Below are 16,074 nucleotides of genomic sequence, written 5' to 3'. Positions count from 1 at the left end.
ACTTCTGCGTGCGGCACTGAGTCAGAGGATTCGGCCTCCCGCTTGCGTTTTCGAGCGTGCCGCCAACTTCGAACATGAAATGGCTTTATCGGCCCAGAGCTCGTCCAACCTAGGCCTAGTTGATGCTGTCCACCGCGTCTTGGCCGGTAACCTGGGCCAAGATGGTCTCGTGCAGGCTGCGGCGCGCTGCGTTGCGGCGCGCTGCAATGACGGCTTCGAAGCCCGGCTGGGACGTTATTTCGGCGCAGCCCAAATAAGCGCCGTCGGCATCGATGCTGTCAGCGGTCATCGACGCCTCCTTCTATAAGCGCGCGAATGTCTTCGACCCGCCAGACGGTGGTACGCGGGCCGAGCTTCATCGACGGCGGGAATTTGCCGGCGCGGACGCCGGCCCACCAAGTCGAACGAGAAACAGGGATCGGGCCTTGAGGCGCGAGGATGGATGCGAGCCGGACAAAGCCAGTCGCGGGCAGTAGGGTATTCTGGGGCATCGGCGACAACTCCTTAAGAGGAAAGACGCCGGTGTTAGCGGAGATTGAGCGAGCTGAGGACGATCGGAAAACCGCTAAGACGAATTCGGCTTAGCGCCAAACAATTCGGCTTAGCGCCGCGAGTGTGCGAAAATGGGAACTCATTACCGTTGATAGCCTCTCGGGCGCCGCAATACGAGATTGGCTAAGATCGTTGGGCGGGGCGCCCGACAGGATGAAACTGAGAACTCGTTTGTTTATGCTATATAATTTCCCATGACTTTAGCAACATGTCGTCATAGCCGACAGCTTGCCATTGGCTGGCAACACGATCCCACTCAAGGAATGTCGCTCGTTGGCACTGAAAACCCGCTCGCCGGGAAAATGCATCAAGATCGTTTCAAGGCCGATTTTCACTTCAATAGGCGTCAAGGCACCGCCAATCTCATGGACTTCACGAACGACAATCGGCGCTAGGAGGAATATGCCGACTGGCACGTAATCCTTCACATGCCATTCGTTGCTGGTGAGACGATTGTCGATGCTGTTTTTACAGTTTTCATCACTGGGATCGAGACCAAGCGAGCCGTCCACATTGCTCCCGCTGTCGTCTGGCGAAACGGAGTTGATAACTGTATCAGGCCCGATATCAACGAGCAGCCCGACACTGCCTTCCGCACCGCCACGACCGGCCATGTGTGGATTCGTGTCACCTGCCAAAATGGTTGAGAACGACAGGGGCACTCCCTTCATCGTCTTCGCCTGCCGTAAGTCGTTCGGAAAGGTAAGATCCAAGCGCCCGGCCATGACGGTCGAAAAATGCACGAGGGCCGCTTTCCGGCTTCGTAGGAAGGCTCTGGGCGAGAATCCGGGCTGGTGATTCATCGGCCCCTGTCGTCTGCTGGGAGGCGGCCGGCAAGCACCTCTATCATCGTGTCGTAGCTTTTTCGGAGTTCCGAAAGAGCGTGCTCTATGTCGTCGATCTCACCGGGATTCGCCTCTCTCCAAATACGCCTAGCCTCTTGCCATTCGCGCCTTGGCTGCAAAGTGAAGCCGCTGTCAGCAATCCGTCCGCGCGGGTAACCCCGCGCCATTGATGACAGATACTTCCCGCGTTGATAGGCGCGCAGACGGTCGGCGCCGGCATTGCGCATTTCGGCGCGAGCGCGCGTCTTCACCGAACTCATGAGTTCGATAATCGACAGACCTATGAAATGGCTTTTGTCAGGAAGGGGCTCTTCGCCGCCATTGCTCCAGACGATGCGACCATGAGGGTACCAAAGCCCGTCCGGCATTTCATAAAATTCAGCCGGCTTAAGCACGAAATCGTCGGGCGAACTTCTCGCAGACACCTTGAAGCTAGGATCGCCGTAGCCGTCCAGCCAAGAGATCGCGAGCGCCTGCACTTGTGTATCGTCGAACATAATGCCGCGTGGGCCTTTGAGCCCGTCGAGAATGGCCTTTGCGTAGTTGTCGAGATCAGCCGTATCCGATGTTTCTAGAACAGTCTGGACATCAAGGTTCAGCGTAATATCGAGCTGGACCTCGTGGGAATATATCCACTTGTTCGTGAGCTCGGTGGCAATGGCCTCGTGGAATGCCCGCAATCTGGCCCCGCCATCCCCGTATGGTACAGGCGCGAAGTTGAACGTCTTCTGCCACTCTCCGAACATGGGATTGAGGCCCGCATCTGCCCCTCTGCGTTCGACAAAGATAGGCTCGTCGGAATATGGCTCTTCGATCATCGGGACGCCTCGACGGATGCACGAACGGTGTGATGCTTCAGGCACACTGAGAAGCGACCAGTCAAACTGCCCACGCAAATCCCCAGAGAAATTCCTTGTGCACGTGAAGAAAGCGAGGAAAGGTGCCCCGTAAGGCGACTAGACAAAACCATGTCGGTCCGTCACGACTTCGCGGCAAACACATGGAAAAGCGAAGCACTAATGAGAGATCGAATCTCCTCAATCGTTCCGCCGAGATGCTCCGACAAGTTCTCGATGTTTAGCTCGGAGCGCATCAACAATTTCGCGACAGCCTCTTGCTCATCCAATCCTTCTGGAAGCGGTATCTGCAGCCTTAAGAACTCGTCGACGGCGATCCGTCGCCGATTCGTAGAGCCTCGGCTTAGATTCTCATAGATGCGTAGCATTTCGGGCTGAAATAGCGCGAACCTTAGGTACTGCGGGTCAACGCGACTCGTATCGATCTCAAAGACTGGAAAATCGTTCGTGGCTATGCCGCCATCGAGTGCTGTTGGCACAATCGCCATGGCACCATTGCGTGCATCAATGCGTGAAAGGATCAGATCATTGGCGTAAATCGTGAATTGATTCTTTGTCCCGATGACTGCTCCTTGGACACGATCCCGTATCTTCGCACCACGAAAGTGCATCTGCACAGTCGGACGCGTATAGTACTCCTCGTCAGCAATCCTGACTGTCTCTCTACGCTTCGATATTATATCTCCCAGAGGAACGTTTGGGGCGCTCAACCGAGAAAGGGATAAAAGCTCTGCTTCTATCGTCCGAATGATGGAATTGGAGCGCTCCATCAGAATCTTTACCTCGTCCACGATCCCGGCCGGATCCGCGAAAGACACCGACTTATGTCGGGGGTGCACTTGGGCCAGATCAAAGTCCTGCTTCTCAATCTCCTCGAAAGTAAGTTTCCAGGCGGCGTCGTTCTCTACTCTGTTCGGCCACCATTCCAATGTTGGCTTGAATTCCTCCCAAGTCAGTCCATCGGTGGCTGAATATTTCTTCCCTTTCAGATGAGCTCTGTGCTCTGGCAAGGGATGTTCGTAAAACCACACCTCGTTTGTAGAACGACCAGTGTCAAAAAACAGAATATTCGTCGCGATGTCGGTATAAGGTTCAAATACACCCTTAGGAAGGCGTAATACTGTGTGAAGGTTGAAATCCGTTAGAAGGTCTTCGCGGAGTTTTTGTGCGACACCTGATTCATACAGTGTACCGTTCGGCACGACCACCGCAGCTCTCGCGGGGCTGGCAGCGGTCGACGCGCTGCGCTTTAGCTTCCGCATGATCAACTGCAAAAAAAGTAGGGTCGTTTCCGAGGTCCGCCGATCGTCAGGGAAGTTGCCTTGAATGCCTCTTTCCTCCTCGCCGCCAAATGGCGGATTTGTGAGGATCACATCGACACGGTCCCTTTGGCCCATCTCTGATAGCTTGGCACGTAGCGCATTGTCCGGATCGATCTGGGGAGCATCGAGCCCATGCAACAGCAGGTTCATTTGACAAAGAAGGTATGGAAGCGACTTCGGCTCACACCCAAAGAGACTCCCGGTTTGGAGAGTCTTGCGGTCCGCGACTGTCTTAACTTGCTCTTCGAGGTAGCGAAAAGATTCCACCAGAAAGCCGCCGGTGCCGCTCGCGGGGTCAAGGACAGTCTCGCCAAGCCGCGGGTCCGTCACCTCCACCATGAAACGTACGACAGGACGCGGAGTGTAGAATTCGCCGGAGTCGCCAGCCGCATCGCGCATGTCACGCAGCATTGTCTCATATAATGACCCCAGCGTGTGCAATTCCTCAGAAGAAGTGAAGTGAATTGTCGCTACCTTGTTGATCACATCGCGAAGCAGGTAGCCGCTTTTCATACGGTTATCTACGCCTCTGAAGACAGTGGCTATCACATCGCGTCGGCTATCTCCGTTCGAACTCGACAATGACCGAAGGTAGGCGAACAGACCTGGACCCTTTGTGCCATCAGGGCGCACAGTCGCGTCACTGTTAATGAACGCCAGCAATTCTTCGCCGGTAACGCCTTGGCTATTAGACGCCCAGTCGCGCCAGCGATACGGCGCCTCGATTGCAGGGCGGAATTTGGGCCCACCAAGGCGGGCTTCCTCCTCTCTCTGCAGCTCCAAGTCGTCAACAAACTTGAGAAACATGATCCAGGTAAGTAGGGGCAGTCGGTCGAGATCGCCATTCAGCCCTTTATCTTTGCGCATGATGTCACGCGCCGTCTTAAGCACACTACCAAGCACCTGTGCCGACGTGATGGTCGAGCCAGCTTCTATGCCGGACGTTTTCTTAGGCTGAGCCATAAAGGAATCCCTGTAAGTCGTTTACGGCCTGCCGAAGCTCTTCGGGACCGCCGAATAGCCTGATTATCTCCGCAGGTTGGCCGTGGGTTGAAATGGGCGGGACCCGAAGAACGTCCGGCAGCAGAAATTGCGCGTCGCCATGTTCTGCGTACTTCTCGAGGAGTTCGTCGAGTATCTCTTTCGCCTCGGGTGAATAGCGATCGAAGAAATCCTTTCGTTCGGACTTCAGACGCTGCGCCCGCTCCCGCCGGGTCCGCAAAGGGGCATTAAATGCAAGGTGACATAGCAAATCGAACGGGTCGGCCTCTGGCTGACCCACTTGCTCGATCAGTTCACCAAAATCGATTCCGCGCTCGGCCAGCGCTTCAATGATCTCAGCACGTTTTTCAGCGTCGGCCCAGCGTTCACGGAGGTCTACTGACGAGGGGGCGATCGAACGAACACTCTCCGCAGCGTACTCCGTGTATTTAAGCACGCGCAGCTGTTTTCCGTTGGGGTCTAGTTCATGAACAAGGTGGGCAACAACTTCAACTTGACCGCCATCGAAATAGAACTTGCGCGGCTCACCGGTGGGCGGCTCGATAATGACAGGCCCGGCTTCACCCCCTCCCGCATCTTCCCCTCCAGTCTCGACTTCCGTTGTGGACGTTGTTTCGCCGTTCTCGCCGATCTCCTCTTCGGTGATCCGGGTTGGATCGCCGTCGAACGTCGGGTCGGCAAACATCCGGGTTGCAGTTCCGGTATAGTCGACGATATTGAACCACAGCTTGCCGTAGTCGTCGCGCAGGCGTGTTCCACGCCCGATGATCTGCTTAAATTCGCTCATCGAACCCACGATGCGTGACAGGACGACGTTTTTACACGTGGGGGCATCGACTCCGGTGGTCAGCAATTGCGATGAAGTCAGGATGGCGGGCGTTTTCTTGTCGACATCCTGGAAACGCGAGAGATGGCCGCGGCCGATAGCACCCTCGTCTGCGGTTACGCGGGCGACATAGTCAGGATATTGAGCAACTAGATCGGAGTTCAAATTGACGAGGGCCTCGCGCATTTCCGAGGCGTGTTCCTGGTCCACACAGAACACGATCGTCTTTGCAAACCGGTCGGTCTTTTTCAGGAAGTCGGTCAGATGCCGTGCGATCGCTAGAGTACGCGCCCGCAAGGCGACAACACGCTCAAAGTCCCTTGTTTGGTACTCGTCATCCGGAATTGCCCGGCCATAGCGGTCAAGCTCGTCCTTGCTAGGACGCCAACCGGCTGCATCCCAAGCCGTCACCACCCTATGTACCCGGTAGGGGGCAAGGAAACCGTCATCGATACCCTGCCGCAGGCTGTACTCGTAGATGGGATTCCCGAAATACAGATACGTATCGCGGTTATCGTCGCGCAGCGGTGTAGCGGTCATGCCGAGCTGGTAGGCTGGCTTGAAGTGTTCGAGGATGCCCCGCCATGAACTGTCACTGCGCGCGCTGCCTCGATGGCATTCATCGACGATAATGAGATCAAAAAAATCGGGGGGGTAATCTCTGAAAAGGCCTTCGCGCCGCTCGTCCTCCGCAAGGGCCTGGTAGATTGCGAAATACATTTCTCGGCTGTAAACGACTTCTCCAGATTCAATTTTGTGACGTGCATCGCCGAACGGCGCGAACGTTTTGTCCTTGGGATCATCGATTAGGATGTTTCGATCCGCTAGAAAAAGAATGCGTGGCTTGCGATGCGCGCCGCTGCAGTTCCAACGGGTCGACCACAACTTCCAGCAAATCTGAAAGGCGACCATCGTCTTCCCCGTGCCCGTCGCCATCGTAAGGAGGATACGCTTCCTTTCACCAAGGATGGCTTCGATCGTGCGGTTGATCGCGATCTGCTGGTAGTAGCGTGGTGTCTTCCCGCCGACATGATTGTAGGGAGCTAGAAGTTGTGCCGCCTGCGCCTGGTTCGTGATGCCTGACCCTGCTTGATAGCGCACCCACAATTCATCGGGGGTCGCGAACGTCGAGACACGGTTTTCCTGTCCAGTAAAGTAATCAATTTCGATGACATCGGACCCGTTCGTAGCGTAAGCAAACTTTAGCCCGAGCATTTCGGCATAGCTGCGTGCCTGTTGCACGGCATCGGCCGCGGTCTTGTACCCTGCCTTGGCTTCGACAACCGCAAGTGGGAAATCACGGTTGTGACGCAGCAAATAGTCTACCCGTTTGGGCGGTTTTCGCACGAAACCCTTTCCCACGGGAATAACGCGACCGTCCGTTATCGACCGCTGTTCGGCTATCGAATGCGGATCATTGTCCCAGCCCGCGGCCTGCAACCGCGGAACGACATATTTTCGGCAAGTATCGGCTTCATTGGTCATCATATGCCTTCGCCCCTTCAGAAGGCCTATCGTTTAACGGCCTGCTGCCGCTGTCCTTTCGATCTACCATCATCGGCCTGGGCACGATTGAGCCGATCAAACTCCTCCACGCTCATCACAACGACTACAGCCCGGCCGTGCTTCTCAACCGTTACGGGCTCGGCACGCGCGGTGTCGAGCAAGAGCCCGAACGCGTTTTTCGCGTCCTTCGCAGACATGATTTTCATCGAATGAGGCCCCGCGCAAGTCGGTCCATAATGGCTATTTCAGCCACAACTCGCAAGGGTTAAGCGGATCGATTTTCCGTAAGACAATGAAGGAGATCGGCGCTATTCCATCACGACAGACGGATGGTAGGTCTTGTTGCCCAACCGGTCGAAATCGAACTCGTACACGATGCACGGCGCGATGCCCTGATGATTCTGGCCGAGATAAAAGAGCATGGTGTTCGGGCATGCCGGGAAGATGTGAACGATCACGTCAGGATCGCCGGTTTTGATAGCACGAAGATGGTGCGCGATCTGCTCCGCCAGAGCGGCGGCATGGGCGCCGCCGGCCACGCTCTGCTGGCCCGGCCCCCCCGGCATCGAGAATGAGATCAGTTGGCCTACCGTCGGCAGGTTTGCATTCACGTAGGCGCGTGCCTGCGGCAGCGCCGGCTGTGCCACACTGACGACGACGGCGATCTCTCGCCCCTCTCCAAGCCGTTCCTCGGATACTTCGAAACGCGCACCCTTGTTGGCGGTATCGTCATCTGCTCGCCAGACGCGCGCGCCCACTCGGCCTTTCTGAACGAGCTCGGTTTGAACGGCAGATTTTGTGTCGAGAACCGTCCCTGCCAGGAATGCGATGGACGCATGCGCGTCCATGATCAGGCGAAGGCGCGGAGATAGCTTCACCGCGTCGCGCAGAAAGCCTTCAACCTTGGGCCGGATGTCCCGCTGCCAGTGATAGCCGTCTTGCAGGTAGCGCTGACGAAATTCGTCCGTCAGAAGCAAGGTGTGTTCGGACGCCGCACCGGCGATATCGGCCGCAGGTCCAAGAAAGCTGCGGATCGCAACGGTTAGAAACTTGTCGTCTTCGGCTACTCTGCCGACCCACAGGTTCTCGTCACGGCAAAGCTGCAGCAGGCTTTCGCGCGTCAAAGCACTCAGTTGTCGGACCTTCAGCTGGCGGGCAAGCTCATCGTACCGAAAGTCGGACTCCGCTTCATTACAGGCCAGAACGCCGACCACCGTAGCCTTGTAGTTTATCTGTGCGCGTAGCTCCTCCAGCGATCGGTGACCGTCGATGATGCGCAGACCGCGAACGACAGCCTTCAATTCCTCATCAGTGCCGAGCTTGAGATGTTCACGCCAGCGCTTACGGACCTTGCCCAACTTGCTCTTGTCGGTGGTGCCTTCGAACAATTTCTCAACAAGCAGGGTACGATCATTGCCAGAGATTAGCCTAGCCAGAGGATCATCGTCCTTGACGCGGTAGGTCGTCAGAAACGTAAAGTGGGAACCTGGCGGTGCGACCAGACGGGCGTCCCTCAAGCGCTCAAGCAACGAAGTCGACTTCGCGCCGATAAACTCGGGATCGGTGAAGTCCTCGAAGCCAAAACGGCCGCCGGTTTCAACGTGCCACTTCACCTGGTGATAGTCGGCCGGCACGCGTTCGCTGCCTGACCTGACGACGGGAGGGTCGTATTTCACGACGATGTCGTCGAAAGCCTTTGGCCCATTCGCCTCGAAGGTCACTTCGACCACACATGAACTTGGCATAAGCAGATTGAACGCATTCTCCCAGAAAATGCGGGCCTGATAGTTGTCCCCATGCCACCGGGCGGTGACTGCTTCAGCCATCGCTACTCTCCTTCATGACAGCGGAAACTTCGCACCGAACAGTGCGCGCCAAGCCTTCAACGCATCACCGTTCCGGCCATTGCGGCCATGATCGATAGCCACCGAGGCTTCGCGGCTTGCGGCCATTAGCAGGTCGCGAGCACGTTGCTTCCGGGTCTGGTCCATCCCATTGCTAATAGCCGGGCCTAATCCAGCGGGATCGGGCCATTCGTCGAAAATACGGTCTGCAAGCGTGGAGAAGAAGCCTTGCAGCTCGTAGTCGAAGCGACCCTGCCAGTCGCCATACAAGCATTGGAGCGCCATCACCTCGATCAGGAAGGACGGTTTGATCGGCTTCTCGCGGTGCCGCGTGTTGTTGTTCCAGTATTTGACCATGCGCACTAGCCCCTTCCATTCGTTGGAGAAAGCCTGGTGGGCAGCGGTCGCCTTCTCAGCATGAATTTTCGGATTGGTCTTTATCCACTTGCCGGTATGGGTATCGGGAATTTCGTAGTTGTCGCCGGCGACGAACGCCGGAACGACGTCCACGCTCAGGATGCGATAGTCCGTATTGTCGTCGGCATCGACGACGACGCCGAAATCGACATTGACGGACCGGCTTTGCTTTCGCACAGCCTTCTCCCCATACTTGTCGACGAGCGCCTTCGCAAAATCGTCGATCACCGCTGTCGGTGCCTTGTCGCGGTAATGCCGCTCCGCGTCCTTCAGAACGAAGAAAATGTCGATGTCCTTAAGGGGCTTGGTCTTGGTATGGCGCTTGTAGGAGCCGGTCAGAAAACTGTCTGCAACCGCGAACTTGCCGAAGAGGTAGTCGCGCACGTCCGTTTGCCTTGCGGATGCGTTCTTCTGCTCCCTGTCGTTGAGCTCCAGCCGACTCTTGAACTTGCGGAATGCCTCATCGACCGTGAGCATCAGTTCTTCCTCCAATATGCTGTGTTGCCGCCAAGACCGTTATGTTCGACCGTCGAACCCAGGCTCTGCCGCACCATGCCGTCGGTCGACCGGTACGCGCCTTTGCTCCAGCCATCGACGTCGGGACGGTTCGGCTTTGTGTGCAGCAGAATCTCATAGCTGGCATCGGACGGGGCGATGCCGGCTTTGCGAATGTGGTATTTCAGCTGTTCCGTGTCGGTCCAGAAACTGCCATTGCCCGACGACCAGTTGTAGACGACATCGATGTCCCAGCGCGTGATCAACCCGCCGGTCTTCGGGTTGAAAATCTCGAGAACGACAGATTCGAGATCCCCGGTACCGAGCCAGGTCTTAAGCGCGCGCATCTTGCTCTCCCAGCTATTCACCAGGTTTGACGGATCGAGCCCGCTGAGCCGAATGATGTCCTTGAAGCTCTTCAGGATGTTGTCGGCCACGTAGGTGACCGAATGGGTGTAGGTGTTTACTGAAACGCTGGTCATGATCCGAGAAATCCCTTCGGGTCGAGGGTCATTGTCTGCGCCGCTTCCGCATTGCCGTCGCTGTTGGCAGGCGTGATCGCTTCCGCCACGTCGCGCGCAACCACCCGGCTACTGTGTTTCTTGAGGGCAGCCTGTACCCAGGTCAGATCGTCCCGCTGGCAGGGCAGCGACACCTGCCAGTCGCCCGTCAGAGGATCGAAGCCGAGCGAGTCCTCGTTCGCGTCCGATCCGTCGATAGCGTCATCGTCGTAGAGGCAGTAAATCCTCGTGCGCGGACCATCGCAGGTCGTGACGATGGCGGCGTCCTTCGGGCCCTGATCGGCGATCAGGCTGGCGGCGATTCCACCGACCGCCAACAGCTCGGTCCGTGCCGTTCCAGACTTGCCCTGTGTGAGAAGGTCAACGATCGCGGTCCACGTCTCCATGGCGTCGCGCTGAGGCGTGCTGCAGAAGGTGCGACGGACGACGCTGCTCATTTGCCCATCCCTCCCTCGCCCCGATTTTCCTTCGCGGCGCGTGCCGCCTTCACGATCGCGTCCATTTTCAGAAGCGACGGGTCCATTGCAGTGTCGGGGCTGCTGGCAAGGGCGTTGGCCACCATCTTGCGGATGGCCCGCCCGTCCAGGCCGACGCATTCCGCCGCGCACCGGTCAATCGCTGCGGGGGACACCAATTTGCCGATGGCAGGGTAAGTGCGGCTGAGGCCGGTCAGACAATCGGTGAGAATGCGCCCACACGCCTCTTGGTCTGGCATCGGCACCTGCAAAACTAGGTCGCAACGCGATGTGAATGCACTGTCGACGGCCTGCGGAAAATTGCTGGTCGCAACAAAGAGCAGATTCGGGAACCGCTCGGCGAGAAGATCGAGTTGGACGAGCACGGCGTCGGTTGCGCGGTGGATGTCGACGGGGTTGGCTTCGAGGCTCATCCTCGAGCGGTCGGCCGCTAGGGTTTCGACCTCGTCGAGCAGGACGATTGTCGGTCCGCGCATTGCTGCTTCCGCAATGGACTGCGAAAAGAGATCGGACACCGCCCGCTGAGTCTTGCCCATCGCGGAACTGGTCAGCGTGTGCGGCTCGACTTCAAGAAGGCGGAACCCGCCGCCAGGAAATGCTTTGGCTGTCCGGTGCGCGAGCCCGCGCGCCAGCGACGTCTTGCCCGTGCCCGGCTTGCCTACCAGGAGGATGACGCCGTGAAGCGGAATGACGCTGCGATCGACCTTGCCGCGCATCGTGAAATTCAGAACCGCCTGGAACAGAAGCTGCCCTTTCAGCTGCGCATCCAGAATGATCGAATCCCAAAGGGCGCCCAAGGTTTCGTCAGGAAGTGCGCGGCTGCGCTGGATGCCCTTGGGGAGTTCTTCGGCATAGGCTGTCGAATGCTTCATCGTTTTCACTTTCGTCGGCGGTTGCCGAACTTGAAGAGGCCGCGCCGAGATGGCGCGGCCGTCTATCCGCGAGGCGGAAACTTGTCTCGGCCGTGGCTGTCGCTCTGGCCGATCCGCCCATCCTGGTTGTGGATGCGCAATTCGGTATGCTGGTTGCGGCTGACCTCCCGTCCGTAGTCGACTGCCGCCTGTTTGGTGTCGAAATGCCCGCTGGCGCGCGCGCTGCCGCCCCGCTTGACATCCCAGCCCCCATTAGGGTTTGTTACCACATGATGCGTCTCTTGACCACGTTTCGACACCATATCTAGGCTCCTTTTGAAATAAGAGAATTTCAAGTATGTCTACTCCGAACAGCCTACCGGGCTAGGTACCTGTTGTCAAGCACTCCTTGTACTGCTACTCTGAACATTGATTTTACAGGGAGAAGTGAAATGACAACGCCGCTTGGCGAAAAGATCAGAACGCTTCGCAAGGCGAAGGGATTTACGCTGGACCGGCTTGCCGAGCTGGCCGACTCTAGCAAAAGCTACGTTTGGGAATTGGAGAACAAGGACCCGCCCCGCCCTTCTGCGGACAAGGTTGCGAAGATCGCGGCAGCCCTCGACGTCACAACCGACTACCTGCTCGATCTCACCTCGAATGTGCAGGTTGAGGACGCGAAGGACACAGCCTTCTTCCGCAAGTACCAGAACATGGACCCCGGCATCAAAGACAAGATTCGCCGGATGGTCGACCTGATGGGTGATGATGAATGACCGCCCCGTTCACCGCAGAGCGATGGGCTTTTGAAATAACCCATCTGCTGAATGCGGCGCTGGGCGGCGAGCGATTCCCGATCGATATTCCAATGATCGCGAAGGAATACTCGGCCAAGAAGTGGGCCGACGACCCCATTATCAGCGTCGAGGGCGACATTCTTCCAAAGTTTGATGGCGCGCTGTTCAAGGCTCCGGCCGGCAAGAAGGGCTGGGGAATCATCTACAACAATTCAATGGCATCGCTGGGCCGCATCAATTTCACGCTGGCGCACGAATTCGGCCATTACCTGCTGCACCGCGTTGCCTACCCTGACGGCTTCTATTGCAGCCAGCAGCAAGTCGCATGGGATTCGGAATATGGCCAGCTTGAGCACCAGGCAAATGTTTTCGCCGCGAACTTCCTAATGCCACTGGATGACTTCAGGCGCCAGATTCCCGAACGGACGAAGGTCGATCTCGACATGATTGCCCACTGTGCCGACCGTTACCGGGTATCGTTGATCGCAGCGGTGCTGCGTTGGCTCCACTACACCAGCAAGCGCGCGATACTCGTTGTCTCACGGGACGGCTACATTCTGTGGGCCCGGTCTAGTACACCCGCCCTCAAAACTCGAGCGTATTTCAAGACCAGTGCCGGCCCCATCGAGATTCCAGCATCGTCGCTTGCCGCGAAGCAAAACCTCCTGGTCGACGGCCGGACGGGCGTGGACCACGATGCCGGGGTTTGGTTGCGGGAGTCGGCTCGCGAGATGACGATCTTCGCCGAGCAGTACGACTTTGTCGTCTCGCTTTTGCTGCTGGAAGATGCCCGTCCCTTTTCCTCGCTCGATCCTGATCCGGAGGAAGACCTCGACAGCTACGACAAAATGTCACCGCCCGCGCGGCGTCGGGAGTGGTGAACTCGAACGCTTGCTTCGTTGAGTTATCTCGCCTTCAAAAATCCTGGCCGACCGCCCATCCGTGGCGGCATTTTTGCCTCAGGTGGATTGCCACAAGCGCCACAAGCCGTCGCCATCAGACGCTGGAAACGAGCCACAAACGAGCCACAGACCGAAAAAGACCGATTCAGACAATGGCGGATTTCTGCGGGTTTCAGAGGGTTCTAATTTCTAAAAACCCTCGAAAATCGTCACCAAAACGAATAAATGTGGTTCTAACCCATCGATTTAGAAACTGGAGCGGGTGAAGGGAATCGAACCCTCATAGCCAGCTTGGAAGTCTGGGTATTGGTGCCTCTCTATGACGCAAAGCCGAGTGATCTCGCCGTGTCGCGACAACTGTAGAAGTTCAATTGTATTATGGTAGCGATATCGATCTTTCTGGAATACGCCGGTGTCGGCTCCACCACTGGTAAGAGGCGCAAACGTTTTCTAAGCCGGAAGTACACAGTACCCCATGCTCCGACGAGCTAAGCTGAAGCCAAGCAGATAAGCCTTTGCTTAAGACCCGGTTTAGACACATCATGCAATACAATCGATTTAGCTGTTTTTAGCGTCCGATATTTTTGCCCGCAACGCTTCAGCCTGTCGCAGCCTTTTCAGAATTGTTTCTGGAGATAATTCCAGCCCAGCAAGCTTGACATCAGTCTCTATCCTCGCCGCAACATTGCTTCTAATTTTCGATGGCTCGTAATTATATCTACGAGACATACCCGCTATCATTGTAAGCAATTTATTCCGCTCTACTTTTCCCAACTCCTTTTCGTCATCTTTCGCTTGGAGCTCCTCAACCCGTTTTACAAGTTCATCACGCTCGCTTTTCAGCTGAGCTAGCGATGCTTCGCGCTCCTCCATCGCTTTGCGGCTAGAAGAGACTGCTTTAATCATCTCCGGTGGCAACTCTATTTCCATTTGCCTTGCCCAGGCTATGAAGCGCTCTGGATCGATGGGGTTCGACGCGGGAAGGCCGGTTCCGAGATGCCCGGCCTGTACAGCACGCTCGATCAACGTTCGCAGCCCATTATACCTTTGGACAAACGCGGACCTTCCAACAAATGGTAAGAGGGATGTTGCATTGACGTCCTCGGGCGGCTTTCCTAAACACAATGAGGCTGCCTCTTCTGCAGACCACGTCGCCATTTTGCTCCACTTGAAAAAATCCGCCACACACATCGCCTTGTTGAAGAAAAGCCACTGGTCATCTAGATCCCTGGACGGTGAAGAACTGGCTCGACTTTCTGATAGCGTAAATCGCAGTTCAGCTTCAGGTTTTTCACGAAAATCGTCTTTTAAGTCGAGAGCCTCATCGAGGAGCTTGCGCTGCTCTTCAGATAACGTAGTGATTTTACTCGTTGGCGATAACGCCTCATTGCGGATTGCAAGATCCGCTGCTTCCGCATCGATTTCATCCAAATCTAATTCATCTGCAATCGCATTGTAAATTTTTTTGAAACCAGGATGTCTATTTTCGACGAGATCTCGGACAACGCTATCTAGATCTTGAATTTTTTTTGTGAATTTCATGCTTAACCTCCGGCGTTCCTTAGCATTCTGGCACTCAGACTTTACTGGGTCTTCAAGAAACTAGGAGGCATTCGCGAGCCGTTTCGCTCGTGCATCATCAAGGTAGTTAGACCACCAAATCAGCATTTTTTGCCGGTCAGCCAACCATTCCGCTGTATTATAGGCGGCGCGAACATCGCTGCGTTCGGTGTGCGCAAGCTGCCGCTCAATCCAATCCCGATTGAAGCCATGCTCATTCAAAACAGTGCTAGCTGTGCCGCGAAAACCGTGGACGGTTGCTCGCGAATGGTAGCCCATTCGGTAGAGAGCGTAGATCAATGTGTTCTGAGAAATCACGCCGTCCTTGGTTGGCGCCGGCAGCATTTGCCGGTTTGTCCCTGCTAGATGCTTCAATTCTCTTAGAATCGCCGTCACTTGCGGTGTAAGCGGGATCAGATGCTCATTTCGTGTTTTCATCCGAGAAGCCGGAATCCGCCACAACGGTGAATCCCCATCAAGACCCTCAAGTTCTTGCCACTGGCCGAACCTCACCTCGGCCGTCCTCAGGAACGTGTGCACAATCAGCTTCAGAGCCAGTGTCGTAGTTCGGTCGCCTTGATATTGCTCGAGGCTGCGAAGGAATTCCGGCAACTCGCCGGCTTTAAGGGCGGCGCGATGCTTTGTCGATCCAGGACTCCGCAACGCACCTCGCAGATCTTGAGACGGATCTCGCGATGCTCTTCCACTCGCGATCGCATAGCGAAACACCTGCCCGGTGACCTGCAATATTCGCTTGGCCAGCACGACGGCACCACGTCTTTCGATCGCGCGGATCACGTCCAGTAGCTCAGGTGGCTCAATGCCATTAATGGGTCGGTTCCCCATGACGCTGAGAACATCAGACTGAAGGCGGCGCCATATTCGATCTGAGTACCCCGGCGTCCAAGCGTGTTTTCGTGCGTCAAACCACTCCTCAGCCACCATTCCGAGCGTATTTGAAGCCTCAAGTTGTGCTTCACGCTTCGCGATCTTCTTTTGCTCAGAAGGATCCAACCCTTTAGCGAGGAGCTCTTTTGCACCTTGGCGCAGAAAGCGTGCATCCTTCAATCCAACCGCAGGGAAAGCTCCAAAAGCTAGTGTCTTTTGTTTTAGCTGGAAGCGATAGGCGAGCCGCCAAAGTTTTCCTCCTGTTGGCTGCACAAGCAGAAAGAGCCCGCCGCCGTCGCTTAGCTTACGCGGCTTATCGCCGGCCTTCGCGTTCCGGCAAGCAGCATCAGAGAGAGGCATGTGTTGGTATTTCCGTTCGTCGCTGTTGGCATACCAAAAAATGTACCAACAAT

General features: G+C 56.3%; 17 protein-coding genes. 2 read left to right on the top strand and 15 right to left on the bottom strand.

The genetic code is table 11. From position 1 onward, the window contains the following. Positions 1–115: 115 nt before the first annotated feature. From ACYG9R_RS19245 to ACYG9R_RS19185, 13 genes are all read right to left on the bottom strand, one after another. The gene (locus tag ACYG9R_RS19245; protein ID WP_023825069.1) at positions 116–289 is read right to left on the bottom strand and encodes a hypothetical protein; all 174 of its coding nucleotides are present in this window, start codon (positions 287–289) and stop codon (positions 116–118) included. Further along, a complete protein-coding gene (locus ACYG9R_RS19240; protein WP_081726958.1) occupies positions 279–491 on the bottom strand; it encodes a helix-turn-helix transcriptional regulator in 213 nt (70 codons plus the stop codon). Before ACYG9R_RS19240 ends, ACYG9R_RS19245 begins: the two co-directional genes overlap by 11 nt. A gap of 261 nt (positions 492–752) precedes the next feature. After that, entirely contained in the window at positions 753–1,295 is a 543-nt protein-coding gene (locus tag ACYG9R_RS19235) for a hypothetical protein (protein ID WP_155923340.1), read from the bottom strand. A gap of 56 nt (positions 1,296–1,351) precedes the next feature. After that, a complete protein-coding gene (locus ACYG9R_RS19230) occupies positions 1,352–2,215 on the bottom strand; it encodes a RusA family crossover junction endodeoxyribonuclease (RefSeq protein WP_023734934.1) in 864 nt (287 codons plus the stop codon). A gap of 161 nt (positions 2,216–2,376) precedes the next feature. Then, a complete protein-coding gene (locus ACYG9R_RS19225; RefSeq protein WP_023734935.1) occupies positions 2,377–4,539 on the bottom strand; it encodes an N-6 DNA methylase in 2,163 nt (720 codons plus the stop codon). Further along, positions 4,526–6,889 carry an EcoAI/FtnUII family type I restriction enzme subunit R gene (gene hsdR / locus ACYG9R_RS19220; RefSeq protein WP_023734936.1) on the bottom strand — a complete coding sequence of 788 codons (2,364 nt, stop codon included), beginning with the start codon at positions 6,887–6,889 and terminating at the stop codon, positions 4,526–4,528. The genes ACYG9R_RS19225 and hsdR overlap by 14 nt, the downstream gene beginning before the upstream one ends. A 26-nt stretch (positions 6,890–6,915) precedes the next feature. After that, positions 6,916–7,116 (bottom strand): type II toxin-antitoxin system Phd/YefM family antitoxin, encoded by a 201-nt coding sequence (locus ACYG9R_RS19215; RefSeq protein WP_023734937.1) that lies wholly within the window; start codon positions 7,114–7,116, stop codon positions 6,916–6,918. Between the two features lie 102 nt (positions 7,117–7,218). Further along, positions 7,219–8,736 carry an SAVED domain-containing protein gene (locus ACYG9R_RS19210; RefSeq protein WP_023734938.1) on the bottom strand — a complete coding sequence of 506 codons (1,518 nt, stop codon included), beginning with the start codon at positions 8,734–8,736 and terminating at the stop codon, positions 7,219–7,221. A gap of 12 nt (positions 8,737–8,748) precedes the next feature. Continuing rightward, positions 8,749–9,648 carry a CBASS oligonucleotide cyclase gene (locus ACYG9R_RS19205; protein ID WP_023734939.1) on the bottom strand — a complete coding sequence of 300 codons (900 nt, stop codon included), beginning with the start codon at positions 9,646–9,648 and terminating at the stop codon, positions 8,749–8,751. Then, complete coding sequence (locus ACYG9R_RS19200; protein ID WP_023734940.1) at positions 9,648–10,148, bottom strand: hypothetical protein; 501 nt, start codon at positions 10,146–10,148, stop codon at positions 9,648–9,650. Before ACYG9R_RS19200 ends, ACYG9R_RS19205 begins: the two co-directional genes overlap by 1 nt. Then, complete coding sequence (locus ACYG9R_RS19195) at positions 10,145–10,624, bottom strand: hypothetical protein (protein ID WP_023734941.1); 480 nt, start codon at positions 10,622–10,624, stop codon at positions 10,145–10,147. The genes ACYG9R_RS19200 and ACYG9R_RS19195 overlap by 4 nt, the downstream gene beginning before the upstream one ends. Then, positions 10,621–11,535 (bottom strand): AAA family ATPase, encoded by a 915-nt coding sequence (locus ACYG9R_RS19190; protein ID WP_023734942.1) that lies wholly within the window; start codon positions 11,533–11,535, stop codon positions 10,621–10,623. Before ACYG9R_RS19190 ends, ACYG9R_RS19195 begins: the two co-directional genes overlap by 4 nt. A 62-nt stretch (positions 11,536–11,597) precedes the next feature. After that, entirely contained in the window at positions 11,598–11,837 is a 240-nt protein-coding gene (locus tag ACYG9R_RS19185) for a DUF2188 domain-containing protein (protein ID WP_023734943.1), read from the bottom strand. A gap of 129 nt (positions 11,838–11,966) precedes the next feature. On the opposite strand from ACYG9R_RS19185, the gene ACYG9R_RS19180 reads away from it, so the two are divergent. Both ACYG9R_RS19180 and ACYG9R_RS19175 read left to right on the top strand, forming a co-directional pair. Then, positions 11,967–12,290 (top strand): helix-turn-helix domain-containing protein, encoded by a 324-nt coding sequence (locus ACYG9R_RS19180; protein ID WP_023734944.1) that lies wholly within the window; start codon positions 11,967–11,969, stop codon positions 12,288–12,290. Next, on the top strand, positions 12,287–13,192 hold the full coding sequence (locus ACYG9R_RS19175; RefSeq protein ID WP_023734945.1) for an ImmA/IrrE family metallo-endopeptidase: 906 nt from the start codon (positions 12,287–12,289) through the stop codon (positions 13,190–13,192). The genes ACYG9R_RS19180 and ACYG9R_RS19175 overlap by 4 nt, the downstream gene beginning before the upstream one ends. A gap of 579 nt (positions 13,193–13,771) precedes the next feature. Here the strand turns inward: ACYG9R_RS19175 and ACYG9R_RS19170 are convergent. Both ACYG9R_RS19170 and ACYG9R_RS19165 read right to left on the bottom strand, forming a co-directional pair. Then, positions 13,772–14,755, bottom strand: a complete 984-nt coding sequence (locus ACYG9R_RS19170; RefSeq protein ID WP_023734946.1) for a hypothetical protein — start codon at positions 14,753–14,755, stop codon at positions 13,772–13,774. Between the two features lie 60 nt (positions 14,756–14,815). Then, entirely contained in the window at positions 14,816–16,021 is a 1,206-nt protein-coding gene (locus tag ACYG9R_RS19165; protein ID WP_023734947.1) for a tyrosine-type recombinase/integrase, read from the bottom strand. Positions 16,022–16,074 lie beyond the last annotated feature (53 nt).

The organism is Mesorhizobium sp. RSR565B, assembly GCF_054719465.1.
Note: the sequence above shows the minus strand (reverse complement) of the source record. Positions and strands in the feature narration are given on the sequence as shown.